This is a genomic window from Labrys monachus (assembly GCF_030814655.1).
GTDB lineage: Bacteria > Pseudomonadota > Alphaproteobacteria > Rhizobiales > Labraceae > Labrys > Labrys monacha.
In genome coordinates, this window is record NZ_JAUSVK010000001.1 from 108,446 (window position 1) to 132,894 (window position 24,449).

The 24,449-nt window shown below is 67.6% G+C and carries 26 protein-coding genes; 15 read left to right on the plus strand and 11 right to left on the minus strand.

Annotated features, from left to right (window positions below; genetic code table 11):
- Both J3R73_RS00470 and J3R73_RS00475 read right to left on the minus strand, forming a co-directional pair.
- Positions 1-906 carry an ABC transporter permease gene (locus J3R73_RS00470; RefSeq protein ID WP_307421467.1) on the minus strand — a complete coding sequence of 302 codons (906 nt, stop codon included), beginning with the start codon at positions 904-906 and terminating at the stop codon, positions 1-3.
- A 5-nt stretch (positions 907-911) separates the two neighbouring features.
- Entirely contained in the window at positions 912-2,243 is a 1,332-nt protein-coding gene (locus J3R73_RS00475) for an ABC transporter substrate-binding protein (RefSeq protein ID WP_307421468.1), read from the minus strand.
- A gap of 306 nt (positions 2,244-2,549) precedes the next feature.
- Between J3R73_RS00475 and J3R73_RS00480 the strand changes: the two genes are divergently transcribed.
- From J3R73_RS00480 to J3R73_RS00500, 5 genes are all read left to right on the plus strand, one after another.
- Entirely contained in the window at positions 2,550-3,272 is a 723-nt protein-coding gene (locus J3R73_RS00480) for a GntR family transcriptional regulator (protein WP_307421469.1), read from the plus strand.
- Between the two features lie 162 nt (positions 3,273-3,434).
- Positions 3,435-4,046, plus strand: coding sequence for a TetR/AcrR family transcriptional regulator (locus tag J3R73_RS00485; RefSeq protein WP_307421470.1), 612 nt, complete (start codon positions 3,435-3,437; stop codon positions 4,044-4,046).
- Positions 4,047-4,057: 11 nt separating this feature from the next.
- Entirely contained in the window at positions 4,058-4,759 is a 702-nt protein-coding gene (locus J3R73_RS00490) for an SDR family NAD(P)-dependent oxidoreductase (RefSeq protein WP_307421471.1), read from the plus strand.
- Between the two features lie 31 nt (positions 4,760-4,790).
- Positions 4,791-5,975 (plus strand): thiolase family protein, encoded by a 1,185-nt coding sequence (locus J3R73_RS00495; RefSeq protein WP_307421472.1) that lies wholly within the window; start codon positions 4,791-4,793, stop codon positions 5,973-5,975.
- 371 nt (positions 5,976-6,346) lie between these two features.
- Positions 6,347-8,104, plus strand: coding sequence for an amidohydrolase (locus J3R73_RS00500; RefSeq protein ID WP_307421473.1), 1,758 nt, complete (start codon positions 6,347-6,349; stop codon positions 8,102-8,104).
- A gap of 33 nt (positions 8,105-8,137) precedes the next feature.
- Here J3R73_RS00500 and J3R73_RS00505 read toward each other — a convergent pair whose 3' ends face one another.
- From J3R73_RS00505 to J3R73_RS00515, 3 genes are all read right to left on the minus strand, one after another.
- Positions 8,138-8,812, minus strand: coding sequence for an HAD family hydrolase (locus J3R73_RS00505; RefSeq protein WP_307421474.1), 675 nt, complete (start codon positions 8,810-8,812; stop codon positions 8,138-8,140).
- Positions 8,813-8,955: 143 nt separating this feature from the next.
- Entirely contained in the window at positions 8,956-9,648 is a 693-nt protein-coding gene (locus J3R73_RS00510) for an RraA family protein (protein ID WP_307421475.1), read from the minus strand.
- A gap of 175 nt (positions 9,649-9,823) precedes the next feature.
- Complete coding sequence (locus tag J3R73_RS00515; RefSeq protein ID WP_307436977.1) at positions 9,824-10,903, minus strand: IS5 family transposase; 1,080 nt, start codon at positions 10,901-10,903, stop codon at positions 9,824-9,826.
- A gap of 280 nt (positions 10,904-11,183) precedes the next feature.
- Between J3R73_RS00515 and J3R73_RS00520 the strand changes: the two genes are divergently transcribed.
- Complete coding sequence (locus tag J3R73_RS00520) at positions 11,184-11,468, plus strand: TFIIB-type zinc finger domain-containing protein (RefSeq protein ID WP_307421476.1); 285 nt, start codon at positions 11,184-11,186, stop codon at positions 11,466-11,468.
- Between the two features lie 42 nt (positions 11,469-11,510).
- On the opposite strand, the gene J3R73_RS00525 is transcribed toward J3R73_RS00520, so the two are convergent.
- The gene (locus J3R73_RS00525; protein ID WP_307421477.1) at positions 11,511-12,449 is read right to left on the minus strand and encodes an alpha/beta hydrolase family protein; all 939 of its coding nucleotides are present in this window, start codon (positions 12,447-12,449) and stop codon (positions 11,511-11,513) included.
- Between the two features lie 213 nt (positions 12,450-12,662).
- Here J3R73_RS00525 and J3R73_RS00530 point away from each other — a divergent pair, with 213 nt between their 5' ends.
- The 5 genes from J3R73_RS00530 to J3R73_RS00550 all read left to right on the plus strand — a co-directional run bounded on the left by J3R73_RS00530 (position 12,663) and on the right by J3R73_RS00550 (position 16,695).
- The gene (locus J3R73_RS00530) at positions 12,663-13,583 is read left to right on the plus strand and encodes a hypothetical protein (protein ID WP_370879830.1); all 921 of its coding nucleotides are present in this window, start codon (positions 12,663-12,665) and stop codon (positions 13,581-13,583) included.
- Between the two features lie 247 nt (positions 13,584-13,830).
- Positions 13,831-14,097: a metal-sensing transcriptional repressor gene (locus tag J3R73_RS00535; protein ID WP_307421479.1), complete on the plus strand. Its 267-nt coding sequence runs from the start codon at positions 13,831-13,833 to the stop codon at positions 14,095-14,097.
- 8 nt (positions 14,098-14,105) lie between these two features.
- Complete coding sequence (locus tag J3R73_RS00540) at positions 14,106-15,470, plus strand: cation diffusion facilitator family transporter (RefSeq protein WP_307421480.1); 1,365 nt, start codon at positions 14,106-14,108, stop codon at positions 15,468-15,470.
- Between the two features lie 22 nt (positions 15,471-15,492).
- Positions 15,493-15,939, plus strand: a complete 447-nt coding sequence (locus tag J3R73_RS00545) for a hypothetical protein (protein WP_307421481.1) — start codon at positions 15,493-15,495, stop codon at positions 15,937-15,939.
- 45 nt (positions 15,940-15,984) lie between these two features.
- Positions 15,985-16,695, plus strand: coding sequence for a HoxN/HupN/NixA family nickel/cobalt transporter (locus J3R73_RS00550; protein WP_307421482.1), 711 nt, complete (start codon positions 15,985-15,987; stop codon positions 16,693-16,695).
- A 47-nt stretch (positions 16,696-16,742) separates the two neighbouring features.
- Here J3R73_RS00550 and J3R73_RS00555 read toward each other — a convergent pair whose 3' ends face one another.
- The 4 genes from J3R73_RS00555 to J3R73_RS00570 all read right to left on the minus strand — a co-directional run bounded on the left by J3R73_RS00555 (position 16,743) and on the right by J3R73_RS00570 (position 19,240).
- Positions 16,743-17,417 (minus strand): hypothetical protein, encoded by a 675-nt coding sequence (locus J3R73_RS00555; RefSeq protein ID WP_307421483.1) that lies wholly within the window; start codon positions 17,415-17,417, stop codon positions 16,743-16,745.
- A complete protein-coding gene (locus tag J3R73_RS00560) occupies positions 17,404-17,808 on the minus strand; it encodes a phage holin family protein (protein ID WP_307421484.1) in 405 nt (134 codons plus the stop codon). Before J3R73_RS00560 ends, J3R73_RS00555 begins: the two co-directional genes overlap by 14 nt.
- Positions 17,809-18,022: 214 nt before the next feature.
- Positions 18,023-18,544, minus strand: coding sequence for a hypothetical protein (locus J3R73_RS00565; RefSeq protein ID WP_307421485.1), 522 nt, complete (start codon positions 18,542-18,544; stop codon positions 18,023-18,025).
- Positions 18,545-18,751: 207 nt separating this feature from the next.
- Positions 18,752-19,240, minus strand: a complete 489-nt coding sequence (locus tag J3R73_RS00570; protein WP_307421486.1) for a cupin domain-containing protein — start codon at positions 19,238-19,240, stop codon at positions 18,752-18,754.
- A 386-nt stretch (positions 19,241-19,626) separates the two neighbouring features.
- Between J3R73_RS00570 and J3R73_RS00575 the strand changes: the two genes are divergently transcribed.
- On the plus strand, positions 19,627-20,097 hold the full coding sequence (locus tag J3R73_RS00575; RefSeq protein WP_307421487.1) for a BA14K family protein: 471 nt from the start codon (positions 19,627-19,629) through the stop codon (positions 20,095-20,097).
- Positions 20,098-20,176: 79 nt separating this feature from the next.
- Here the strand turns inward: J3R73_RS00575 and J3R73_RS00580 are convergent, their stop codons facing one another.
- A complete protein-coding gene (locus J3R73_RS00580) occupies positions 20,177-21,010 on the minus strand; it encodes an arylamine N-acetyltransferase family protein (RefSeq protein ID WP_307421488.1) in 834 nt (277 codons plus the stop codon).
- Between the two features lie 242 nt (positions 21,011-21,252).
- Here J3R73_RS00580 and J3R73_RS00585 point away from each other — a divergent pair, with 242 nt between their 5' ends.
- Genes J3R73_RS00585 through J3R73_RS00595 form a run of 3 tightly spaced genes read left to right on the plus strand, consistent with a single transcriptional unit; the run spans position 21,253 to position 24,424 of the window.
- On the plus strand, positions 21,253-22,422 hold the full coding sequence (locus J3R73_RS00585; protein WP_307421490.1) for an acyl-CoA dehydrogenase family protein: 1,170 nt from the start codon (positions 21,253-21,255) through the stop codon (positions 22,420-22,422).
- A gap of 7 nt (positions 22,423-22,429) precedes the next feature.
- Positions 22,430-23,554 carry a CaiB/BaiF CoA transferase family protein gene (locus tag J3R73_RS00590; RefSeq protein WP_307421491.1) on the plus strand — a complete coding sequence of 375 codons (1,125 nt, stop codon included), beginning with the start codon at positions 22,430-22,432 and terminating at the stop codon, positions 23,552-23,554.
- 3 nt (positions 23,555-23,557) lie between these two features.
- Positions 23,558-24,424, plus strand: a complete 867-nt coding sequence (locus tag J3R73_RS00595) for an HTD2 family dehydratase (RefSeq protein WP_307421493.1) — start codon at positions 23,558-23,560, stop codon at positions 24,422-24,424.
- Positions 24,425-24,449: the final 25 nt, after the last annotated feature.

The window sequence follows — 24,449 nt, forward strand, 5'->3', positions numbered from 1 at the left end:
TCAGTTCCTTTCGGGGACGAAGCTGGCGCTCCAGCCGGCGACGCGGCGCACGAACCAGCCGGCGACGGCGTCCACGATGACGGCCACGAGCCCGAGCATGAGCAGGTTGGCCATGATGCCCTCGGTATCGGTGGCGCCGGCGAGCACTTCCAGCACCTTGCCGACGCCCTCCTGCGAGCCGAGGAGTTCTGCCACCGCCTCCAGGCCCCAGGCGCCGGCGAGGGCGATGCGCAGGCCGCCGAGGATCTCGGGGATGGTGGCGGGGATGAGGAGGTCGACGACGATCCGGCGCGGCGTCGCGCCCAGCGTGCGGGCGAAGTCCTCATAGATGGGGTTGAGGTTGCTCGCCGCGCGCTGGGCGAAGAGATAGAGGATGACGACGACGTAGAAGATCACCAGGCAGACGGCGCTGAGGCGCCCGACGCCGAACCAGATGAGCAGGAACGGCGCGGCGATCAGGATCGGCACGGTGCCCGCCGTCATCATGATGGGGTCGACGACGGCGCGCACCAGGCCGAAGCGGGCGCTGACGAGGCCGGCCACGGTGCCGAGCGCCGCGCCGACGGCCACCGCCAGCGCGACGTTCTCCATCGTATAGATCAGATTGTCGCACAGGTTCGGATTGGCGACGCCGTAATAGGCGAGCGAGGGCGCGTCGAGGAAGTCGTTCCACAGCCTGGCCGCCACCGCGAGCGGCGAGGGCAGGATGATGGGCGGCGCCGCCGCGGCGAGCCCCTCCCAGATCGCGACGACCAGGACGAGCCCGGCCAGCCGCAGCGGATCGAGCGCCGCGGCCAGCCGGCGGAGCGCGAGGAGACGGACGGGGCGGGACCCCGCCGTCCGGCGCGCGCCGCCGGACGGATTCTCGGCCCCCTCCGTCATCTCCAGCGGTTCCGCTTCGGCCATGTCGGTCAGGCCGAAGCCGCGAGCGCCAGGCGATAGGCGTCGAGGAAGTCGTAATCGGCGTAGAAGGCCTTGGCCTTGTCGTAGAGCGCCTTCTTGTCGCCGCTCAGCCTGGCGGTGTCGAGCTTGGCGAAGAGCGCGTCGGTCTTGGTCTTGTAGTCGACCATGAGGTGCCAGATGGCGCCGCCCCAGACGACGTCGTCGGGCTTCACCTTGCCTTCGGGAATGATCTTGTGCGCCTCGAAGTCCTTGATCGTCGCGCCCCAGACATTGGCGTAGTTCACGGTCGCGTGGGGATCATCGTAATATTGCTTGTCGTCCTCGAAACTGGTGAAGGGGTCGAGGACCGACACGGTGTCGGCCACGCCCTTGCCGTCGAGGTCGGTGCCGGCCACAGAATTGAGGTAGGGCGCCTGGATGGCGAACAGCGAGGGGTCCTTCTTCACCTCGGCGATGATGCGCCAGACCACCGACAGGAAGCGCAGCACGGTGTTGGGGTTCTTGTTGACATAGTCGCTGTTGGCGCCGACGCCGACGATGCCGATCAGCGGCTCGATGGGGGAGTCCACGCCGCCGGGGCCGTTCTTGATGAGGTCGCCGATGTCGATGAGGTCGGTCCAGCCGGCCTGGCGCAGGGTGTAGACGATGGGCGCGCCTTCCGGATTGACGAAATCCTCGCGGCCGGCCTTGGCGAGGACGAGGGACTTGGAATCGTCGAGCACCTGCAGCCGGAAGCCGGCGCCCGAGGTCTTGTTGACATATTCCTCGAAGGCGCGGTCGGACAATTGCGGCGCGCCGACCAGCTGCTTGCCCTTCATCGGCGCCAGCGCCGCCTTCAGCGCCTCCTCATAGCTCTTGCCTTCGGCGATGTAGTCCTTGAAGGATTTCAGCTTGAGCGCGGGATTGGCGAGGATGGCGTTGCCGAGGAAATTGTCGGTGAAGGCGATGCATTTGAGCTTGTCGGCCTGCTTGTAGGTCGGCAGCATCAGCGGGCAGAATTCGGAGATGACGTCGAGCTGGCCGTTGAGCAGCAGGGTGGTCGCGTTGGAATCGTTGGCCTTGAGGCCGTAGGGCGCGGGATCGAAGCTGATGCCGACCTCGTCGAACCAGCCCTTCTTCATGCCGATATAATAGAAGGTGTTGTCGGCGTAGGGGCGCATGCCGAACTTGATGGTGGCCTTGGGAATGTCGGCGCCGGCCTCGGGCGTGCCGGGGACGAAACGGTCCGCGGCGCGTGCGGCCTGCGGCATGGCGAGCGCCGCGACGGTGCCCGCCAGCAGGGCGAGCCGGCCGACGCGGCGGCGCCAGCCCGAAAGGCCGGATGGAAGCTTGGTCTGCATGAGTCACTCCTCGATTTCCGGGACGGCGGGGTCCCCTGGGATGGGCGGTTGCGATGCGCCGGGCTTCCCGCCGTCCGGGGATCTTCCCCGGCCGTCGCGTCCCCCTCGATTGTCGGAATGCAATGTACGTGCCAGACTGAAAACGATGGTAACCTGCTCGGAAAGCTGAGATATCCTTGCATGCAGAATTCAGCATGCAAAGTGATCTGTTGCATTCTGCATACAAAAAAGGCAAAGCCTCGTCCCGTGCCCAGCGAATGGGCGGGCCGAATGTCGCAAATTGGAAGAACCCAAATTGGAAGAACCATGGTGATCAGCCGGCCGCTCAGAATGCCCAGGAAATCGCTGCAAAGGGGACAGCCGGCACCCATCGGCCGGGCGAGGCCCCTTCACGAGGAGGTGGTCGACCGGCTGCGCGACATGATCATCGAGGGGATCATCCCTCCCGGCGAGCGCCTGCACGAGACCAATCTTTCGGAAACGCTGAACGTGTCGCGCACCCCGCTGCGCGAGGCGCTGAAGCTGCTCGCCAATGAGGGCATGGTCGAGCTCCTGCCGGGCCGCGGGGCGCGGGTGAGCCAGCTCACGCCCGAAGGGGTGGGCGAATTGTTCGAGGTGATCGGCGGGCTGGAGCGGCTGGCGGCGGAACTGGCGGTCACGCGCATGACCGCCCGGGATCTCGACCGACTGAAGCGCATGCACGACAGGATGGCGGAGCATTTCGCCGCCGGCGAGCGCCAGGACTATTTCGTGCTCAACCACCAGATCCACATCGCCATCGTCGCCGCGGCCAGGAACGAGACGCTGGCGGCCACCCATGCCACGCTGATGGTGAAGGCGCGCTGGGGCCGCTATTCGGCGCTCGCCTCCGCCGAGCGCTGGGCGGAGGCTATGGCCGAGCACGAGGCGCTGATGGCGGCGCTAGAAGCGCGCGACGGCCGGCTGGCGGGCGATGTGCTCTATCGCCACGACCGCCGCACCGGCGAGACCACCGAGCAGATGCTGCGGGCGTCGGCCAAGCCGGCCTGAGCAGAATTTTCGGGCCCGTCCAGCGGATGGACCCGAAAATCTCGGCTTGGAGCGAAAGCCTTTCCGCAGCCCGCGGCCTCCTGCCGCCTTGCGATAGATGTTTGTTATCATCTATCGTAACGGGACTGCATGTTTTCAAGGCGGCAGGTCCGAGGTGGCATCGTGAGAGTGTCGAGGGAGCAGGCGGCCCGCAACAAGGAGCGCGTGGTCGCGGTCGCGGCCCGCCTCTTCGGTGAGCGCGGCTTCGACGGCGTCGGCATCGAGGATGTGATGGCCGGTGCCGGGCTGACGCGCGGCGGCTTCTACAAGAGCTTCCCCTCCAAGGACGGGCTGGTCGAGACGGCCTGCCGCCACGCGGTCGAGCGCTCCGGCAGGACGTGGGACCGGCTGCTGGCGCGGACGGACGATCCGCTCGGCACGCTCCTCGAATCCTATCTCTCCGCCGCGCATCGCGACGATCCGGCTGCCGGCTGCCCCTACGCGGCCCTGGGGAGCGAGGCCCGCCGGCGGCAGCCGTCCGTCCGGCAGGCTTTCGGCCGAGGCATCGCGGCGGCGATCGGCAAGCTCGCCGCCATCATGCCGGCCGACGCGGAGGGGCAGCGGCGCGAGCGCGCCCTGGCAGCCCTCGCCGGCATGGTCGGCGCCCTGGTCCTCGCCCGCGCCGTGGACGACCCCGCCCTTTCCGACGAGATCCTGGCCTCGACCCGCCGCGCCCTCGGCGCCGCGGGCCGGGGAGAGAGCCCAGCCGACATTCCGGCGCGAGCCGCACGCTGAAGGAGCCTGCCATGGCGACCACTCCCTATTCCACCGCCCTCATCGTCGGTGCCGGCCCGGGCATCAGCGCCGCGGTCGCGCGAAAATTCGCGGCGGCCGGCCTCAAGGTCGCCTTGGTGGCGCGCCAGCCCGAGAAGCTCGGCGGCCTGGCCGGGGAGATCGGCGCGCTCGCTCTGCCGGGCGACGCCTCCGATCCCGCCTCGGTCGCTGCGGTTTTCGATACCGTCGCCGGCCGTCTCGGTACGCCGGACGTCGTCGTCTACAACGCCTCCGCCCGGGCGCAGGGGCCGATCGCCGAACTCGATCCCGATGCGGTGCGCAACGCCCTCGCCATCAGCGCCTTCGGCGGCTTCCTGGTCGTGCAGCAGGCGGCCCGCTGCATGCTTCCCCTCGGTCGGGGCGCCATCCTGCTCACCGGCGCCACCGCGAGCCTGAAGGGCTTCGCGCATTCGGCGGCCTTCGCCATGGGCAAGTTCGCCCTGCGGGGCCTCGCCCAGAGCAGCGCGCGGGAATTGGGGCCGAGGGGCATCCACGTCGCCCATATCGTCGTCGACGGCATGGTCCGCAGCGAGCGGCGGCCGGAACCGCCGGATCGGCCGGACTCGACCTTGTCGCCGGAGGGCATCGCCCAGACCTATCTCGACCTCCTCCGCCAGCCGCGCGACGCCTGGTCGCTCGAGGTCGAGCTCCGGCCCTGGGTCGAGCATTTCTGAACAGCGCCGGCATATCGGAAGGATCAGCGCCATGACCACCGCAGACATCGTCCTCAGCCATCCCGTCCGCACGGCGATCGGCGCCTATAACGGGGCGCTGAAGGGGACGCGCGCGACCGATCTCGGTGCCCTCGTCATCCGCGAGACCCTTCGCCGCGCCGGCCTCGACGGCCGCGACATCGGCTCGGTGGTGATGGGTAACGTCATCCAGGCCGGCAACCGCATGAACCCGGCCCGCCAGGCCTCCATCGGCGGCGGCCTTCCCGTCTCGGTGCCCGCGCTGACGGTCAACCGGGTGTGCGGCTCCGGGGCGCAGGCGATCGTGACGGCGGCCCAGCAGATCATCGCCGGCGAAATGGAGGCGGCGGTGGCGGGCGGCATGGAGAACATGGACCGCGCGCCCTATCTGATGGAGGGCGGGCGCTGGGGCTATCGCATGGGGCCCGCCGAGATCCTCGATTCCATGCTGACCGACGGGCTCGTCGACGCCTTCTCGGGCGAGCATTCGGGCTGGCACACCGAGGATCTGGTGACGCAGCTGCAGCTTTCGCGGGTCGATCAGGACCGCTTCGCCGCCCGGTCGCAGCAGCGTTTCGCGGCGGCGCAGAAGGCCGGGAAATTCGCCGGGGAAATCGTGCCGGTCGAGGTGAAGGGCCGGAAGGGCATGGCGGTCTTCGCGGACGACGAGGCGCCCCGGCCCGACACGACGATCGAGGGCCTCGCCGGGCTGAAGCCGGCCTTCCGCAAGGACGGCACCATCACCGCCGGCAATGCGCCGGGCCTCAACAGCGGCGCGGCCGCCATGATCGTGTCGACCGGCGCCTTCGCCGACAAGGCGGGGCTGGCGCCGGCGGCGCGTCTCGTCGCCTATGGCGTCGCGGCGGTCGAGCCCGGGCTGTTCGGCCTCGGCCCCGTGCCGGCCATCCGCATCGCGCTGGAGCGGGCGGGATGGGCGCTTTCGAGCGTGGAGAGGATCGAGATCAACGAGGCCTTCGCCGCCGTTCCCCTCGCCGCGATCCGGCAGCTCGGCCTGCCCGAGGACATCGTCAACGTCGAGGGCGGCGCCATCGCCCACGGCCATCCGATCGGGGCGACCGGCGCGGTGCTGACGACGCGCCTCGTCCATTCCATGCGGCGGGACGGGCTGAAGCGCGGGCTGGTGAGCCTGTGCATCGGCGGCGGCCAGGGGATCGCCCTGGCGCTGGAGACGGCCTGAGGCGCCTCCATTCCCTTACGTCGCGTCGTCGACGACCAGCCGACATCGGCTCGACCAGGACGAGGCTGGTCCTGGCCGACGTGACGCCCGGAACGTTCCCCGCCGACCCTTCCGGGACGGACCCTTGGGGAGCGAATTCGTTGGGTTCGCATGGGCATGAGATTGACCCAGATCAATTCTTCAGGCGGGCGCGAGGTGGAAGAAGGAGCGACGGTATGCGTTCTCGATCAGCCTTGCGCACCGGACCTTTGCAAGACGGCGGGGTGAAGAGGATACGTTGAGCCATGTGTCCGAGCTGCGATTGGATGAGAGCCCTCGACAGGTGCTTCCCCGCTTCGCGAAGCCAGGCGCCGCGCGGCGCCGGCGTGTTCATGGCGGCCGCGGTCGACGCGCCGTCGCCGGGCTTTTCAGCGGAAACGCCAGCGAAGCCGCAGCCCGCAACGCCAGCAGACGGAAAAGCCGACTGGCTTTTTCTCAACGGAACGATCCACACGGTCAATCCCGCCCGACCCTCGGCTGAAGCGGTGGCGGTGCTCGGCGATCGGATCGTCTACGTCGGCGATGCCGATGGGGCGCAGACGTGGCGCGGCCCCGCGACGCGCGTCGTCGACCTTCATGGACGAATGCTGCTGCCCGGCTTCATCGATGCCCACGACCACCTCGCCGTGGCGGCCCTCACCAAACTGGGCGTGAACATTCGCGGCCTCGTCGGCAAGGACAGGATACTCGACGAAATCCGTAAGTGGATCGCCACGCAGCCGCTCGATGCGCCCCTGCGGGGCCACGGCTGGACGGTCGGCGTTTCGTTCGGTGACGATTATCCGCGCCGCGAATGGCTCGACGAGCTCACCGGCGATCGTCCGATGTACATCTTCAACGCCGATGCACACGATCTCTGGTTCAATACGGCGGCGATGAAGGCGGCCGGGCTGAATCGGCACAGCCCCGATCCCGACCCGGGCAAGCAATATTACAAGCGCGACCCCGACGGAACGCCGACGGGCTCCGCGGTCGAAACCGCAGCTGCGCTCCCGGTCGCCATCGCCCTCGGCATGATGTCCCTCGAAGCCATCCGCGATTCTCAAAGGCTGACGATCGACCGCGCGCCCGCCTTCGGGATGACCGCCTATATGGAGGCGGGCCTGCTCGCCGGCCCGTCCAACGGAGCCGCCGAAGCCGCGTGGCGGGATCTCATCGAACGGGATCGGCGCGGCGAGCTGCCGCTCCGCATCGTCGGGACGGTCTTCACCCGCAACGTCGAGGATGATCCGCAGGCCATCGCCGCCGAGCTCGTCGACTGGAATGCAAGGCTGCGCTCGCCCCATGTGCAGATCTCGATCTGCAAGATGTGGGTGGACGGCACGGCCGTCGCCGGCACCGCGCTGCTGCTGGAGCCGTTCGCCAATCAGCCGGACTTCAGGGGAACGATCACTCTGCCACCGAGCCACATCAGGGCGCAGATCGAGGCCACCCAGCGCGCCGGATTCGACATGCATATCCACGCCGACGGGGACGGGTCCGTCCGGGCCGTGCTCGACGCCCTCGAGGACGTGCAGACGCGACTCGGTCCGCAAGGACGGCGTCACGCGATCTGTCATCTGAGCCTGACGCATCCTGACGACGTCCAGCGGTTCAGGCACCTTGGAATCATCGCCAACGGCACACCGCTCTGGGCCACGAACTATGACGGCGTCTATGTCGAGCAATATAAGAGGCTGTTCGGCGCCGAACGCGTGGAACAGCGCGTGTACCCTTATGGCGATCTGGTCCGCTCGGGCGCGACGGTCACGTTTGGCGCCGACCTGCCCGGCGTCGACATCGACGAGGTCCCGCCGCTGTTCCAGCTGGAGGCGACCGTCACGCGCAAGCGCCCGGGCTTCCCCGATGATCCCCCCATGGTCGCGAGGCAGCGGATCAGTGTCGAAGAGGCGATCCGTGCCTACACGATCAACGGCGCCTATCAGCTTCGGCTGGAAGATCAGATCGGCTCGATCGAAGCCGGCAAGAAGGCTGATCTCATCGTCCTCGGCAAAAACCTGTTCGAAGTAGAGCCGGAGGACATTCACAGGACCCCTGTCCTGCTCACGCTCATGGACGGCAAGGCCCGGTACGACGAGTTGCCCGCCTGACAGGGATGCGACCGAAAGGAACCCTTGCCGGGGTCACTGCCGGCCGCCGGCTTCGTCGAGATGCACCAGCAGGTCGGCCGGATCCTCATAGACGAGGAGGGCGCCGGAATGGTGCAGTTCCTCGAAGCCGTAGCCCCCCGAGAGCAATCCGACGCCGAGCGCCCGGCAGCGGGCGGCGGCCAGCATATCCCAGATGCTGTCGCCGACGACGATGGCCGAGGTGATCGGCACCGACAGCCTCTCGGCCGCGGCGAGGAAGAGGTCCGGATCGGGCTTGGCATATTTGACCTGGTCGCGCGTCACCACCGGCACCAGGCCGGGGTCGACGCCGAGGGCGGCCAGGTTGGTGGCGGCCGTCTCCATGCGGCCGCTCGTCGCGATCGCCCAGGGGATTTCGAGGTCGGTCAATGTCCGCAGGAGTTCGCGCGCGCCGGGCAGCGGGCGGATCGATCCCGCCTGGCGCCGATAGGCCTGGGCGTGCAGCTGGCGCAGCCGTTGGACCCTGTCCTCGCTGATCTCGAGGCCGGTCTCGCGCAGCAGCTGGTTGGTGAACAGGCCGCCGCTCATGCCGATCTTGCGGTGGATGCGCCAGACCGACAATTCGATGCCTTCCTCGTCGAGCGCTTCCTTCCAGGCGAGGACGTGCTGGTAGACGCTGTCGACCAGCGTGCCGTCGAGATCGAACAGATAGGCGGGCTTGATATGCATCGCTGTCTTGTTCCCCGATGACGGACGCCGCCATTCTGCGCCCGTTCCGGCGGGGCCGGCAATATGAATATGCCGGATGACGGGCGGGCGGCGCCTCGGCGAGGCGCAGGGGCATGCGCGCCCCGCTTTGCCGGGGAGGGCTGTTACAAGACCCCGAAGGTCTCGAAGGCTTCCTTCGCGCTCATGCCCTGCCGGATCGCCGCGGCCACCTGGTTCTCGGTGGCGATTTTTTCGAGTGCCCGGCCGACGGCCTCCCGTTCGGCGCCGGCCGGGATGACGAGCACGCCTTCGCGGTCGCCGAACAGGAGGTCGCCGGGATGGATGCGCACGCCCTGGATCTCGATCGGCGTGCGATAGTCGACGACCTTGCCGCGCGGGCCCTGGTCCTGCGCATAGATGCCGCGGCAGAAGGTGGGAAAGCCCAGCGCCTCGATCGCGGCGGCATCGCGCACATAGCCGTCCAGCACCGCGCCGGCCGCCTTGAGATGGATGGCGCGCGTGGACATCAGCTCGCCCCACAGCGCATAGGTCAGCGACGAGCCGGTGGCGATATAGACCTCCCCGGGCGCGAGGTCGTCCAGGGCTTCCATCATCAGGCCGAACGGGCGCCCGGAAAGGGGGCCGCGCCCCGTGACCGAGACGTCGTCGAAGACGTCGGCCTCCAGCACCGTCATGGCGCGCCCGACGATCTTCATGTCGGCCCGAAGCGGGCCGATGGCCTGCGGCAGGAACTGCCGGCGGTGGCCCATCCTGTCGAGCACGTCGCCGGCCACTGCCGTGAAGAGCCTGTCGCGCAGGCTGGCGAAGAGGGCCTCGTCGGAACCGGAATCAACCATGTGCGTCCTCCAACTATGTCCCGGCGATTCGATGTCGCCGGAACGCGGGCGACCATCTTAGCAGGCTGCGGAAATTGACATCTGTATAGGTGATTTTCGTTTTTGCTCATGCAGTTGGAGTGGGATTTCTGACGGATTTGGATCGGGTATCGATGCGTTTTTCCGGTATTCCGGTTCAAGTCGTTGCGAAGAGTTTGGGAAGTCGGATGAGGTTGTAGGCTGCGGCTCTGAGAGTGAACATCCATCCGACCCGTTCTTGGCCTCGGTGTTTTGTTTGCCGGAAGCCGCCGGCTTCCTTGATCCAGCCGAACGGCTCTTCGATGCGTTTGCGGATCGTCTGGCTGAGGGCATATCCGGGGTGGCGTGTCGTGCGCCGATCGATGGCTGACCGGCGGTTGGTGGCGTTCTGCGCGACATGCGGCGTCACGCCGAGAGCGCGCAACCTGGCCACATGCGCAGCGACGTCATAGGCCTTGTCGGCGCCCAGGGTGACACGGCCGGCCGGCGCGGCGTCCTCGATCATCGCCTCGGCCGCCGCCCGCTCGGCCCAGCCGGTGGCCTTCGTCAGTTCGGCATCGACGATGAGGCCGTTGCGGTTCTCCATGAGGACATGGCCGAGATAGGCCAGCTTGGCGGGCTGGCCGTCCGCCTTGCGATAAAGCCGGGCATCCGGGTCGGTGGTGCTCTCATGGGTCTGGTTGGAGCGCTTCTCGCCCCGGAAATCGCGCTCGCCATTGCGGCCCGGCCCGGGCGGTGACCCGCTGCTATCCTTGGGCTGAAAGCTCTTCATCGACGCCCAGGCGGCGATCAGCGTGCCATCCACCGAAAAATGCTCGCTCGACAGCAAGGGCTTGACCTGCGGATCGGCCAGGATCGCAAGCAGAAATTCCCGCGCGATGTCGCCCTCCAAAAGCCGGTCGCGGTTCTTGGTGAACACCGTCACATCCCAGATCGGCGCATCCATCGACAGGCCGATGAACCAGCGGAACAGCATGTTGTAGCGCACCTGCTCCATGAGCTGGCGCTCGGAACGGATGCCGAAGAAGGCCTGCACCAACAAGGCCCGCAGCAGTTTCTCCGGTGCGATCGAGGCGCGGCCATACGGCGAATAGAGCTTCGAGAACGGCTCGGACAACCGTTCGAGAGCCGCGTTCACCACAAGGCGGATGGCACGTAGCGGATGATCGCGAGGAACAAGCGATTCAGGGCTCTGATAACTAAAGAGCGCACCCGTCTGTTCATCCGATCCGCGCATCAGCCCCTCCAAGCAATCCACAACAATCAGTGAATCAGATCGCTCGCGCTTCGGGTAGTGAATTTCCGCAGCCTGCTAGCGCATGAGATCGCCCCCTGGAGCCACGGCGATACGCATATCGATGAACGGGTTCCGATCGCGAAGAATCCAGCGACGGTGCCATGGAACGATCCGGTCGCGCGGAAGTTGAGATGGGATAGGGGTGGCCTCGGTCCATTGTCCCGAAGTCCCCCGGAAGTTGTCCCATGCTGCGGCAGGCCTCAGGGCGGTAGGAGCAAAGATGGCGAACCCCATTCGGTCGATGGCCCACAGGGCGGAGCATTCCAGCTTTCACGCGTCGACGGCGGATCTGCTTTCCATCGACGCCGCGCGGCAGCGGATCCCGTCCAGAGACAGGGCCGACCTTCCCGGCGACGGTCTCGACATCCCGCGGTCGCCGATGCCGCCCGCTCTCTGGGGCGGCAGGAGAGCCTTCGTCTGCTCGGTCTGCAACAGTACCGACATGCTGCAGGACGGCGGCCGCCTGACCTGCCGCAATTGCGGGACGACCCGGCGCGTCTCCTGAGCAGAACCTGCTGCGTCCCTTCGAGAGTCTTGCGAGGGGCCGTCAGAGCGGATCGACCGCACCCTGCCCCACCAGCCACGCCTTGCTCACGGCGACGATCTGCCGGAGCAGCGCCATCTTGTCCTGTCCCACGCCCATATGGTCGCCATCGAAGGCGACGACTGTCTTTGGCAGGGGAACCGCATCGCGCAGGCGCGCGCGAGCCTGCGGCGGGATGAGGGAATCGCCGCGTCCCTCCAGGACGAGGAAATCGCCGGAGAGATGGGCGAGGTGCCGGGTGGGCTGGAGCGGACCCAGCAGCAGGTCGACGGCGGAGCCGAGGAGAGGACGGATCCAGGCCGGCTTGACATGCGGGCTGGCGGCGATCAGGTCGCCGAAGGGAGCGCCGCCATAGGCCAGGATCGTCCAGCCGATGGGGCGGCCGTCATGCTCGGCGACGTCCTGCACGGCCGGCGAGACGAGAGCGCCCAGCGAGAAACTCAGCAGGCTGACACGCCGGCCGTCGGCCCAGGGCTGTGCCGCCAGCCAGTCGATGGCCGACGTCACCTGCGCGGGAATGCCGACGACCTGCCCGTAGAGGGCGGGTATCTGGGCGAGGGACCGGCCGGCGCCGTAGAAATGCACCGGCATCGGCCAGTCATAGCCGACGACCGCGTTGTCGCCCGCGTCGGTCACGTAGCGGATGTTGTTCTCGCCGCTTCCAAGGCCGCCGAGCACGACGAGGATGGGCAGCTTCCTGTCGGGCAGGGGATCGGGCAGGCTGAGGGCGATGCCGATATCGCCGAGTTCGGCGCTGTGCAGGGTGACGTGCCGGATCATGCGCCCGTCCGCCACATGGCCGGCCGTCTGCGCCGCAGCGAGCGCGTGCCGCGGCCGCGGCAAAGAGAGGAGCGGGTCGCGATCGAGCAGCCAATATCCGGCCGCGGCGGTTCCGCTGCCGGCGAGGATGAGGAAAGCCAAAACGAGCCGGCCGAGCTTCATCGGGAGCAAGCCTTCATGGTGTCACGGCGACGCGTGATGGTCCGAGATGCCCCCCGCGCCTGTTGCGCCGGGATGGTGTCGACATTGAGGTGCTCGTGCCGATGACGGTAAACCTGGCTGGTGTCCGCCGGGATGCCCGCCCTGTTCATCCGGTCGGCCGCTGCGTGGTATGATGGGCAATCGAGGCCGGAAGCGACGACGGGCCAGCGGGCAATGCCTTCGAGGACGGATATCGAGGTGAAGGATACGGATGCGGCCGCGGAGAAGCCGGGCGCGATCGCGGCCTTTCCCTATGACCGGTTGACCGTCGAGCGCTTTCGCGCCGCGTTCCCCCGCGCACGCTGGCGCGACGACCTGCGGGCCTGGTTCGTGCCGGGAACGACGGCCGGGCGGCGCATCGACCGGTGGCTCGGCCGGGAATTGGCGGGCGTGCTCGCTCATGCCGACGAGAAGGGCCGCGACGCCTTCGCCTTCGAGCCGATCGACAGCCCCTATCTCGAAGCGGCCGAGGATCTGCGGATCAGGACGCCCTATTCGAAGACGGTCGTCGAGGAATTGCGGGCGGTGCCGTGGGCGTGGTGGGATCCGGACCTGAAGGCCTGGCGGGTTCCCTTCCGCGCCTGGGAGGACCTGCGCCGCCGCTGGCCTTCCATCGAGGCGGCGGCCCGCCGGAACGAACCGGAGGAACGGCGCAAGCGGCAGGAGGCGCGCAGGGGCACGCCGGAGAGCGAGGACGCGGCGGCCCGGGCGGGCGAGCGGCGCCGGCATCGCCACCCCGTGCCGGCCGATGCCCTGCCGCCGCTGCAGCGGGTCTTGATGACCGGGCAGGGCGCCGTGATCTTCACTGACATCACCGGGGAGATCGCCGACGACGACATCGTGCGGCGCCATTACGGCGCTGTCGGCCCGGGTGTGGCGGTATGGGCGCAGTGGCGCCCGCCGACCCATGCCGAACTGGTGAAGGCCTGGCCTTCGCGCTGGCCCGAAAGCGAGGCGGAGCGCGACAGGGGATGGTGGCAGCCCACGCTGGAGCAATTGCGCGACGAGCGGCGCAAGGCCCGGTCGAAAGAGCGGTCGCTGGCGACGCGAAACGATGGGGCGGACGGGCCTCGGCGACCGGAGGAAAAGCCTTGATCCGGTCCGTCCCCAGCGCGGCAGATTTCGGATATCACAAGCCCATGGGCCTGCTGATTCACGTTGTCGCGCTGCTTGCCCGCCACCCCAGGCGCGGTGCCGTTCCGGCCCCCCTATGCCGACGCGATCACCACCTATGTCGACCATTCCTGCGCGGACGGGCCCGCGGATGTCGCGCTGTATCGCCGGGACAGGGAGTGCTTTTACCGATCTTGACCCCCTACCCCCTAGGGGGTAGGGGTAGGCTATGCAACATGCTTCACACCCTGAAATCATCGCCCGCCTCAAGCAAGCCCATGGCCATATCGGCAGCATTCTGACGATGTTCGCGGAAGGGCGTCCCTGTCTCGACCTCGCCCAGCAGCTCCAGTCGGTCGAAAGCGTCATCCACACAGTCAAGCGCACGCTGATCCAGGATCACATGGAGCATTGCATCGCTGACGCCGTGCAGCAGGGCGGCATGCCGGCCGAGCAGGCGCTGCGCGAGTTCAAAACCCTCTCAAAATACCTGTGAGCAAGGCCATGCCAGCGAATATCCTCGACAGGCTCGGCTTCGGCGGGCAGGACCACGGCCATTCCCATGGCGGGCATGGCCACGATCACGGCGCCGGCGGCCATGGCCACACCCATGGTGTGGTCGATCCCTCGATCGCCACGACGGCCAAAGGCATCTGGGCCATCAAATGGTCATTCGTCATCCTGGCGATCACGGCCATCCTGCAGCTCATCGTCGTTTTTACCTCGGGTTCGGTCGCCCTGCTGGCCGATACGATCCACAATGTCGGTGACGCCACCACGGCGATTCCGCTGTGGATCGCCTTCGTCCTGGTCCGGCGGCCGCCCACCAAGGTCTTCAATTACGGCCTCGGCCGGGTTGAAGACCTTGCCGGCCTGCTGATCGTCCTCATCATCCTGTTCAGTGCCGTCATCGCCGGATATGAGGCGATCGACCGTCTGATCCACCCGCAGGCCATCACACAGCTCGGCTGGGTGGCGGCGGCCGGCATCATCGGTTTTCTCGGCAATGAAATCGTGGCGGTCTTCCGAATCCGCGTCGGCCGCGAGATCGAAAGCACGGCCCTGATCGCGGACGGCTACCATGCCCGGACGGATGGCCTGACAAGTCTGGCCGTCGTCCTCGGCGCTGCGGGTGTATGGGCCGGGTTTCCTCTCGCCGATCCGATTATCGGCCTTCTGATCACGATCGCCATTTTCGGCATCGTGTGGCAGTCGGCCCGGGCCGTCATCACCCGCGCCCTGGATGGCGTCGAGCCAAGCCTTGCCGATGAAATCCACCATGCGGGCGAGCATGTCCCGGGCGTGAAGATCGTCGATGCCCGCGCCCGCTGGCTGGGACATCGGCTGCACGCCGATGTGGCGATCGCCGTGAACGACAGCCTGCCGGTCAGTGAAGCGACCCGGCTGGCCGATCGGCTGCGCGGCGAACTCATGGGGCACATGCCCGCCCTGCGCACGGCCACAATCACCTTCGCAGCGCCGGACGACGCCAACATTTTCGAGGTGCTGCCCCACGCCCATGGCCACGATCACGGGCATGGGCACCATCATGCGCCGGAGCCGTTTATCGTCGACGGAGAGCTCGCCAAGGGCCAGCTTGCTATCGTCGACACGCCTGCGGGCGAACGCTTCCGCCTGGTGGTGGCGAGCCACGCGGATGGACTTGAGGCGGTCGTGGTCATCAACCGTCCGGACGGGCGCGAGACGTTGCCCTTGGAGGCGGCCGCCGGCGATCATCACACCCTGGAGAGCACGCTTGCGCCGGCCGAGCCGCATGAGTTCACCGCTGAACTGCATCTGGCGGTACCCGGGCGGCAGGAGACGCTGCATTTCGAGATGAAGGAGCCAGAAGGCCATCACCATTCATAGGATAGCTGACCGGGCCAAAGGGATGATGGTCCTCGCAGGCTGGGCTGCCGGGGTCGTTGGAGCGGCCTCGGGCCTGGTGTCGGCGCTCGCCGATACCGATGTCCGGATGGTGGTTACACCGGGCCGCTGCGTCGACCTCAGAATTGGGAATGAGCTGGTCGGCTGTGATCAACTGACCACCATCGTCACCGCGCATTCCGGGCGCATTGCCTACGCCCTGCGGACCGCTGCCGGCTCGCTGCAATTCGTAGGTTATGGGGGCATGCCTCTTGATCGGGACAAGCATCTTCTGCTGGTTGCCAACATAATCGATCGCAACACCACGCGTGATGTGACTGGCCAGTGCATAGCCGTTCTCGCCCCGGACGGGGGAACGGTGACGCGGCTGGTCTGTGACGTCACCTACAGTGACGGCAAAATCCACGCGGAATTTCAATCATCGGGCGCGCCGGGCGAGGGCGCGCTGTAGAGGCCGCGGAACTGCTGACACTCCGGCAGGGCATCGGAAAGGCTGATGGACACGATTTTCGCGCTGCAGCGCGGCCTTTATATAAATGCACTTCACACGCTCGACGCCGTGGGCAGCGTGGGGCTTGCGGGATTGCCCGCGCTGATCGCGGCAGCGTTCGGTTTCGGCCTGCTGCACGCTCTTCTGCCGGGTCATGGCAAGGCGGTGCTGGCTTCCTATTATGCCGGTGATGGCCGCCTGCTCGGCGCGATTGGATCGAGCAGCCTTCTCATCGTCACGCATGTCGGGTCTGCGACCGTCCTCGTGCTTTTCGGGTTTGCCATCCTGCAGCGGACGATTACGGGGGCCGGCCGGGCGCCTGCCCTGGAGCATGCAAGCCAGATTCTGATCATCCTGGTGGGGCTATGGTTGCTGTGGCGAGCGTTTCGGCCCCATCGCCGTGGCGATCACCGTTCGGCTCCCGCCCTCGCCATTGCGACCGGCCTGGTGCCGTGCCCGCTCACCACCTTCATCATGTCCTACGCCATGATGAAGGGGATTGTCGGCTCCGGTCTGATTTTGGCAGCGACCTTCGCTGTGGGCATGCTGGTGACCGTTGCGGCTTTTCCCCTGATGGCCGTGGCGCTCCGGACAAGGCTATTGCCGGTGATGGTTCAAACCGGGGGAGTACGCAAAATGATAGGTCATATTCTGGAAATTGCAGCGGCGGGGGGCGTGGTCGTGCTTGGTCTTTGGCCGCTGCTCTCGGGCGCCTGATGAAAGTTTGCCCGTCATTGTCCTTGCGGCGTACGAGGTCTTCCTAGCTAGGCCGCCTTGCCGGGGCCGCGCCCGTTGCCGGCCATGATCTCGGCGAGGGCCGCCATGGTGCCGAGGGCCGCCGCCGCGACGCCGGCGATCCCGAAGGCCTGCGCGCCGGCCTGCCGGGCGCCGAGGGCGTGTTCGCGCCAGAACGACTGGACGCCCGCCTTCAGCTCCCGGGGCATCTCGCCCATGAGGTGCCGTTCGGTTTCCGACACCGGAACCGCCTTGGCGATCGAATAGCCCATGGCCGCCGCGGCGAGCCCGCCGCCCCAATATTTCAGCACGATCGGCAGGTTTCCGACGCTGGCGAGGATATCGGCCTGGCGCGTCGGTGTGTCCGGAGGACTCGACTGGATGCTCTCGGCAATACCGTCCGCCGTCTCGGCCGCCGGTGCCGCCGGGGTCTGCGTCGCACGTCGGCCGATGTCGAAGGCAAGGAGGGCGCCGGCTCCGAACAGGGCCGCTTGCCCTCCATGCCGCCTGACGACATCCACGGCGTCGCCGGCGATCGCCGTCGCCTTGCCCGAGACCTTGTCCAGGGCGGCATCGACGAGATTGGCGGGTTTCAGCCGGCGGGCGATCTCGCTGACGGAGCCGCGGATCTCCGCCCGGTTGCGGACGAGGCCGGCTTCGAGAGCGGCAAGTCCGGCGTCAGGACGAGTTTCAGGATGCGACATGGCTCACGGCCTCCTTCAAGGTGGCGACGTCGGCCCGCACGGCGGCGATCGTCCGGACCGGGAGAAGCGTCCAGTCTCGCATCAGCGCGCGGGCCCGCCACAGGAACATCGCCCCGGCCAGCAGGAGCGCGACGCTGACGACGAGCGTCGCCAGCACCGGCGCCAGTCCGAGCCAGACGAGGAAAAGCACCAGCGTCGCCGTCCCCGCGATGGCGCCGAGCGCCATGCAGAACACCGCGACGCCGCCATAGAGCGCGGTCGACTGGATCACGGAGACCTTGGCCTTCATCTCGGCCTGCAGAAGCTGCGCTTCCTGGCCGAGCTGGGATCTCAGCTCGATGCCCGCCATGTCGACGAGCGACAGAAACGGACGGTTCGCCTGGTCAGGCATGCTCGCCTCCGTGGATCAATGAGAGGATGCCGGATAGCCGGCGGGCATCGTCCGGGACAGGCAGATGGTCGCGCCTGTCCCGGTACGGCGACCAGGCGGCGTGCGCGGCCGGGTCTGGAGCAAAGGGCGGTTCCACCGACCCGCGATCCGCTCCAACTTGTTGTTTCGACAGACTTTCCCAACCGGAAGGTCCATCAAATTTCCTGAAGATGCCCTACCGGTCCGAGGACCGCATGAGCCGGGAGAGCACCACGCCGGCCAGGATGCCGCAGCCGAAGAAGGCGGCCGGCTGGCGCTTGGCGAAGTCCGTCACCGAATCCAACAACTGGCCGACGCTGCGGTCGCGGATGTCGGTCGAAATCCTCTCGACGCCCTCGGCCGTGCTCCGCACGATCTTTGCGATCTGCGGCGACTGGCCTTCCATCTCGTCGGCCGCGTTCTTGGCGGACCGGGCGAGATCGGCGACGGCCTGGGCTCCGGCCGTCTTGTTGGATTCCACGGCGTCCTTGAAGGCGCCCGAGGCATCCGATGCCGCAGTGCGGGCATAGGTCTTGCCCTCTTCGGCGGCCGTCGAGGCGAGATCGCGCACATCATCGAGCACGCCGCTCGCATTCTGCTTGAGCTTCTCGGTCTTTTCCTTCGTCTGCGCCATCGGGTCGGTGGTCGCGGCGGGGTCCATGCCGTTGAGGCCCTTGGTCGAAGCCGGAAAGTTCGAGTTTGAATCCTGATAGGTCATCTGTATCCTCCTGCGTTGCCATTACAACCGCGCCGGGAAGTAATTGTTCCAGCGATCTTTACAGTAGATGGCTTTCGATATTCACGTCGTCCCTTCGAATATGGCCGACGAAATTCATCGTCTCCACCTTCGGGCGGCGCACTGACGTAGGAAACACCTTCGATCGACTTCGGTTCCGTGCGAAATACAGGCTCCGGTTCGACCGCGTCACCGCGCTCGCTGCGGGAAAGGCGCGCCGCTGACCGGATCCTTCTCCGGAGGGGGCAGCGCGGCGATCCTGCGCTTCATGCCGGGCGTGGCGGCATCGCGCTGGATGTCCCCTTCCTGCCCCGGAGGATAGGCGCCGACGACGAGGAAGTCGGCGCTCGAGGTCACGCGGCGATGGCCGGTGCCGGCCGGGAGGAGCAGCACGTCGCCCTTGCGGACGGGCAGCGTGCGACCGCCCTCGCCGCCCAGGGTGACTTCCGCTTCGCCCGCCGCGATGCCGAGCACCTCGTGGCCCCCGCAATGATAGTGATGGAAGGCATAGATGCCGTTGCGCCATTGCGGCGGCCACCCGTTGGCGGCAAACCGTTCTTCCATGGCGCGCGCCATATCCTCCGTGTCGCCGCCGAAGGCGCCACGATAGACCAGAACCGGCAGGTCCGGATTGTTGGGTATCGGACCGGCTTCCCCGAAATGCAGTGCGTCGACCACGGTGCCTCCTTTTGGCACCTGAACCGCGCGGGCCGCCGATGGTTCCAGGCTCGGGTGGCGAGCCGGACCGAGATGGTTCGAACGTGTCGCAGGCCTCCCAGGCCGCCCCGCCGACAGGCATGCGAGCGAGGCTCAAGCATCGCTCCGATACGCCGATGAAGAAATCTGAACGGGGGGTGAATATTGGTCGTCGAAAAAATTATTATATTTACCGTCAAGACAAGGCGCGGCAGCGCGCAAGTCCGCGTTGAAAAGGGCTAGGGCCATCCCCATAGGTAAGATGGAAGACACGATCGCGTGAGCGACTCATTCGCGCGGAACAAGAGAACGGATCCGGGAATTCATCTACCGATTGATTTCTCTAATCCGGTAGAAGGACGATTTCAATGCGCAAGATACTTGCAACCCTGCTCGCAGCGGTCACCGTCGTGGGAAGCCTGGCCGGTGCCGGCGTCTCCTCCGCGCAAGCCCGTGACCGCTTCGTGCCCGGCCGGGGCGGCGGCCATGCCTTCGGCGGACATCACGGCTTCGGGGGACATCCCGGCTTCGGCCGGCATCCCGGCTTCGCCGGCAATCGCGGCTTCCATGGCGGAAGGCATCGCTTCTACGGCGGAGGACGCCGTTATTACGGCGGCGGCGGCTATTACGGCGGCGGCTATTATGACGACGGCTATGACGACGGCGGCGGCGCGGTCGCCGCAGGCATCTTCGGGTTGGCGGCCGGCGCCATGCTCGGAAGCGCGCTCAGCCACCATCATCACGCCTATGGCGGATCATGCGCCGCGCGGTTCCGCACCTACAATCGGGCGACCGGGACCTATATGGGCTATGATGGCCGGGCCCATCGCTGCCCATGACCGACCGGTAGGTCTCCCGCGAAAATGAAATATGGGCCCTCTCCGCCGTCGGAGGGGGCTTTTTTCGTTGGGCTCGCCCTCATCTCGGCGTGTCGGTGGCGGCGATGCGATGGAGCAGGGGGCGCCATTCCGCCTCGACCGGCAGGCCGAAGGGGCCGGCGAGCACCGTTTCGAGACCCTCGGCGTCGAGTTGGCGCCGTTCGACGCGCCCGTCGCGATGGCGGACGGTCAATCGCCCGTTCCTCAGCGTCCAGCGGGCCTCGCGGCTCGTATGCGCTCCCATCAGCTCCCTGCGGAAGATCGAGGCGGGGTGGGTCGCGGTGAACCAGTTCGGCGGCTCATAGTCGACGTCGAGCAGGGCGTCGGGCGATAAGACGTAGAGCGGCTGCCAGATGCCGTCGAGTTCGGCTTCGACCAGCGCCTCCCTGCCCTGCGGCGTGATGCGGAACGCCTCGTGCCGGGTCTGCTGGGGCGCCGGGTCGGCGAGGCGCAGCGGCGAGGTCGGCACGCAGCCGCCGAAGCCGGCATCGACGAGCCAGGGCTCCTCCAGCGCGACGCGCAGCGCCATATGCGTGCGGGGCAGCGGCGGCGCATCGGCAGGGGCCATCCACACCACACGGGCCGCGAGCGGCTCGACACGGAAGCCGATCGTGGCGAGTACCCGCCGGAACAGGCCGTTATGCTCGAAGCAATAGCCTCCCCGGCGCCCGCCGATCAGCTTGGCGTCGACGGCACCGGCCGAAATGTCGACACCGCGGCCGAGGAGGACATCGATGTTCTCGAAGGGGATGGCGGCGACGTGGTGCTCGATCAGATCCGACAGCGTGGCGTGGGTGGGGCGAAGGGGCCCGGAATAGAGGATGCGCTCGCAATAGCGATCGAGATCGACGGTGGCGTCTGCGCTTGCGACCATGCCGGTGCCTCATGCTTTCATCGCGACGTTCTTAAGATACCGCCCGGCCGATGACAATTTCCGCCCGGTTGCAGGACGGCGCCGCCGCGTCCCTTCATTGCGGGCAGTCCCTTCGTTGCAGCCAGTCCATTCGTTGCAGGCTTGCCCGGGCCATGCCCGCACGGCATAACAGAAAGTGCGACAAACCCTCTGCCCGCGACGAGCGGGGGCTTCCATAACGCCGGTCTTCGATGGGGGATGTCATGGCGACCTATCGCACGCCCGGTGCCGATTATGCCGAGATCAGGGCCGAGGTTAAAAAACTATGCGCCGGCTTCGGCGGCGAATATTGGCGCGAGCTCGACCGGGAGCGGGCCTATCCCACCGCTTTCGTGAAGGCGCTGACCGAGGCGGGCTATCTCGCGGCGCTGATTCCCGAGGAATATGGCGGCGCCGGCCTGCCGCTGTCGGGCGCGGCCGCCATCCTGGAGGAGATCCAGCACGCCGGCTGCAACGGCGCCGCCTGCCATGCGCAGATGTATGTCATGGGCGCGGTGCTGCGCCATGGCAGCGCGGCGCAGAAGGCGCGCTATCTGCCGGCGATCGCCAGCGGCGGGCTGCGCCTGCAGGCCTTCGGCGTCACCGAGCCGGCCAGCGGCACGGACACCTCCTCGATCCGGACCTTCGCGCGGCGGGAGGGCGACCGCTACATCGTCAAGGGACAGAAGATCTGGACGTCGCGGGCCGAGCATTCGGACCTGATGCTGCTGCTGGCGCGCACGACGCCGAAGTCCGAGGGGGCGAAGCGCACGGACGGGCTTTCGGTCTTCCTCATCGACATGCAGGAGGCCCTCGGGAACGGCATGGCCATCCGGCCGATCCGGACGATGATGAACCATGCGACCACCGAAGTGTTCTTCGACGACGTGCCGATTCCGGCCGACGCCCTCGTCGGCGAGGAGGGGAAGGGCTTTCGCTACATCCTCTCGGGCATGAACGCCGAGCGCATCCTGATCGGCGCCGAATGCGTGGGCGATGCCAAATGGTTCGTCGACAAGGCCGTCGCCTATGGCCGGGAGCGCGAAGTGTTCGGCCGACCGATCGCCCGGAACCAGGGCGTGCAGTTTCCGATCGCCCGCGCCTATGCCCAGATGCGTGCGGCCGAACTCATGGTGGCGCAGGCGACGGCGCTGTTCGAGGCCGGCGAGGATTGCGGCGCGGAGGCGAACATGGCCAAGATGCTGGCGGCGGAGGCGTCCTGGGCGGCGGCCGAGGCCTGCGTGCAGACCCATGGCGGCTTCGGCTTCGCCGAGGAATATGACGTCGAGCGCAAGTTCCGCGAGGCCCGGCTCTACCAGGTCGCGCCGATCTCGACCAACCTGATCCTCAGCTACCTCGCCGAGCATGTCCTCGGCATGCCCCGCTCCTATTGAGGCGACGATGAAACCGCTCGAAGGATTGACCGTCGTCTCGCTGGAGCAGGCGGTATCGGCGCCGTTCTGCACCGCACGGCTCGCCGATGCCGGCGCCACCGTCATCAAGATCGAGCGGCCGGAAGGCGATTTCGCCCGCGGCTATGACGGCGCGGCCAAGGGGCAGAGCAGCTATTTCGTCTGGCTGAACCGGGGCAAGAAGTCGGTCGTGCTCGACCTGCGCCGGCCGGAGGAGCGCTTGGCCCTGCGCCGCCTGATCGGCGGCGCCGACGTGTTCGTGCAGAATCTCAAGCCCGGTGCGCTCGACCGCATGGGGCTGTCGATCGCCAGCCTGCGCGAGCAGTTCCCCATGGTCGTGTTCTGCTCGATCTCGGGTTATGGCGAGCAGGGGCCGCTGGCCCGGCGCAAGGCCTATGACCTCCTGGTCCAGGCCGAGTCCGGGCTCGCCTCGCTGACCGGCACCGCGGACAGCATGAGCCGGGTCGGCTTTTCGGTCGTCGACATCGCCACCGGCGCGACCGCCCATGCCGCCATCCTGGAGGCGCTGCTGCGGCGCGGCCGGACGGGCGAGGGCGATGCGATCGACATCGCCATGTTCGACGTCATCGCCGAATGGCTGACCGTGCCGCTGCTGCTGCACGAGGCCGGCACGCCGCCCCGGCGGATCGGCCTGGCGCATCCCTCGATCGCCCCCTATGGCGCCTTCCGCACGCGCAACGGCCCCGATGTCCTCATCGCCGTGCAGAACGACCGCGAATGGGCCGAATTCGCCCGGGACGTCCTGCTACAGCCGGGGGCGGCTTCCGATCCGCGCTTCGCCACCAACACGCTGCGGGTGGCGAATCGTGGCGAGACCGACGGTCTGGTCGGGGCGGTCTTCGCCTCGACGGAACGTCCGGCCTTGATCGCCCGGCTGGAGAAGGCGGAGATCGCGTTTGCGGACATCAACGACATGGCGGCGCTGTCCCGCCATCCGCATCTGCACCGCATCTCGGTCGAACTGGCGGAAGGCGATCAGCGCCTGCCCGCGCCCGCGGCCCGTTTCGCCTCGCACGCCCGCGATTATGGGCCGGTGCCGGCGCTCGGATCGCACAGCCGGCAGATCAGGGCGCAACTCGGGCTGGAGGATTGAGGCATGGGGACGGAAAAGGCATTAGGGACGGAAGAGGCATTGGGGACGGAAGAGGCATGGCGGGACTGGATCGGCTCGTCGGAGGAAGCCGACGACGTGATCGCGCCCCGGCTCTCGGCAGGGCTGGCGGCGGTGCTGGATCTCGACGCGGCGGCATATGCGGGGCAGCCGGCGCCGCTCGGCATCCATTGGTGCCTCGCCCCGCCGATCGCCCGGCAATCCGGCCTCGGCCCGGACGGGCACCCGGCGCGCGGCGGCTTCCTGCCGCCGATCCCGCTGCAGCGGCGGATGTGGGCCGGCAGCAGCGCGACCTTCCATGACGCGCTTCTCACCGGGGACCGGGTGAAGCGGCGTTCCACGGTCGCCGATATCGTCATGAAGCAGGGACGCAGCGGCCGGCTGTGCTTCGTCGGCGTGACGCATCGCTACGAGACCGAACGGGGCCTCGCCGTTTCGGAACGGCAGGACATCGTCTATCGCGACGGCGGAGCGCCGGCCGCCGCGACCGCCGAAACCCGGCCGTTCGCGCCCGGCCAGGACGTGCTCGAAGCCGGCCCCGTCGCGCTGTTCCGCTATTCCGCCCTGACCTTCAACGGCCACCGCATCCATTACGACCTGGCCTATGCCCGCGATGTCGAAGGCTATGCCGGGCTCGTCGTCCACGGCCCTCTGCAGGCGACGCTGCTGCTCCACCGCGCCGCGCGCCTGCATGGCCGGTGCCCCGATCGTTTCAGCTTCAGGGGGATGGCGCCCCTGATCGGCGGCCAGGCCTTCGTTCTCGGGAGCACCACGACGGCGGACGGCCTCGCGCTTCACGTCGAGAGCGATACCGGCACGCGGACCATGGCGGCGGAGGCGTGGTGGGCCTGAGCCGAGCGGGCGCCGCCAGACGCGA

What these genes read in the sequence shown, in the direction of transcription:
- J3R73_RS00530 (WP_370879830.1), top strand. Translation starts at nt 12,663, where the DNA reads ATGCCTTCGAGGACGGATATCGAGGTGAAGGATACGGATGCGGCCGCG.
- J3R73_RS00560 (WP_307421484.1), bottom strand. Translation starts at nt 17,808, where the DNA reads ATGCCTGACCAGGCGAACCGTCCGTTTCTGTCGCTCGTCGACATGGCG.
- J3R73_RS00545 (WP_307421481.1), top strand. Translation starts at nt 15,493, where the DNA reads ATGATGGTCCTCGCAGGCTGGGCTGCCGGGGTCGTTGGAGCGGCCTCG.
- J3R73_RS00535 (WP_307421479.1), top strand. Translation starts at nt 13,831, where the DNA reads ATGCAACATGCTTCACACCCTGAAATCATCGCCCGCCTCAAGCAAGCC.
- J3R73_RS00500 (WP_307421473.1), top strand. Translation starts at nt 6,347, where the DNA reads ATGGCGGCCGCGGTCGACGCGCCGTCGCCGGGCTTTTCAGCGGAAACG.
- J3R73_RS00555 (WP_307421483.1), bottom strand. Translation starts at nt 17,417, where the DNA reads ATGTCGCATCCTGAAACTCGTCCTGACGCCGGACTTGCCGCTCTCGAA.
- J3R73_RS00565 (WP_307421485.1), bottom strand. Translation starts at nt 18,544, where the DNA reads ATGACCTATCAGGATTCAAACTCGAACTTTCCGGCTTCGACCAAGGGC.
- J3R73_RS00475 (WP_307421468.1), bottom strand. Translation starts at nt 2,243, where the DNA reads ATGCAGACCAAGCTTCCATCCGGCCTTTCGGGCTGGCGCCGCCGCGTC.
- J3R73_RS00505 (WP_307421474.1), bottom strand. Translation starts at nt 8,812, where the DNA reads ATGCATATCAAGCCCGCCTATCTGTTCGATCTCGACGGCACGCTGGTC.
- J3R73_RS00495 (WP_307421472.1), top strand. Translation starts at nt 4,791, where the DNA reads ATGACCACCGCAGACATCGTCCTCAGCCATCCCGTCCGCACGGCGATC.
- J3R73_RS00585 (WP_307421490.1), top strand. Translation starts at nt 21,253, where the DNA reads ATGGCGACCTATCGCACGCCCGGTGCCGATTATGCCGAGATCAGGGCC.
- J3R73_RS00510 (WP_307421475.1), bottom strand. Translation starts at nt 9,648, where the DNA reads ATGGTTGATTCCGGTTCCGACGAGGCCCTCTTCGCCAGCCTGCGCGAC.
- J3R73_RS00525 (WP_307421477.1), bottom strand. Translation starts at nt 12,449, where the DNA reads ATGAAGCTCGGCCGGCTCGTTTTGGCTTTCCTCATCCTCGCCGGCAGC.
- J3R73_RS00590 (WP_307421491.1), top strand. Translation starts at nt 22,430, where the DNA reads ATGAAACCGCTCGAAGGATTGACCGTCGTCTCGCTGGAGCAGGCGGTA.
- J3R73_RS00480 (WP_307421469.1), top strand. Translation starts at nt 2,550, where the DNA reads ATGGTGATCAGCCGGCCGCTCAGAATGCCCAGGAAATCGCTGCAAAGG.
- J3R73_RS00595 (WP_307421493.1), top strand. Translation starts at nt 23,558, where the DNA reads ATGGGGACGGAAAAGGCATTAGGGACGGAAGAGGCATTGGGGACGGAA.
- J3R73_RS00520 (WP_307421476.1), top strand. Translation starts at nt 11,184, where the DNA reads ATGGCGAACCCCATTCGGTCGATGGCCCACAGGGCGGAGCATTCCAGC.
- J3R73_RS00470 (WP_307421467.1), bottom strand. Translation starts at nt 906, where the DNA reads ATGGCCGAAGCGGAACCGCTGGAGATGACGGAGGGGGCCGAGAATCCG.
- J3R73_RS00515 (WP_307436977.1), bottom strand. Translation starts at nt 10,903, where the DNA reads ATGCGCGGATCGGATGAACAGACGGGTGCGCTCTTTAGTTATCAGAGC.
- J3R73_RS00575 (WP_307421487.1), top strand. Translation starts at nt 19,627, where the DNA reads ATGCGCAAGATACTTGCAACCCTGCTCGCAGCGGTCACCGTCGTGGGA.
- J3R73_RS00490 (WP_307421471.1), top strand. Translation starts at nt 4,058, where the DNA reads ATGGCGACCACTCCCTATTCCACCGCCCTCATCGTCGGTGCCGGCCCG.
- J3R73_RS00550 (WP_307421482.1), top strand. Translation starts at nt 15,985, where the DNA reads ATGGACACGATTTTCGCGCTGCAGCGCGGCCTTTATATAAATGCACTT.
- J3R73_RS00540 (WP_307421480.1), top strand. Translation starts at nt 14,106, where the DNA reads ATGCCAGCGAATATCCTCGACAGGCTCGGCTTCGGCGGGCAGGACCAC.
- J3R73_RS00580 (WP_307421488.1), bottom strand. Translation starts at nt 21,010, where the DNA reads ATGGTCGCAAGCGCAGACGCCACCGTCGATCTCGATCGCTATTGCGAG.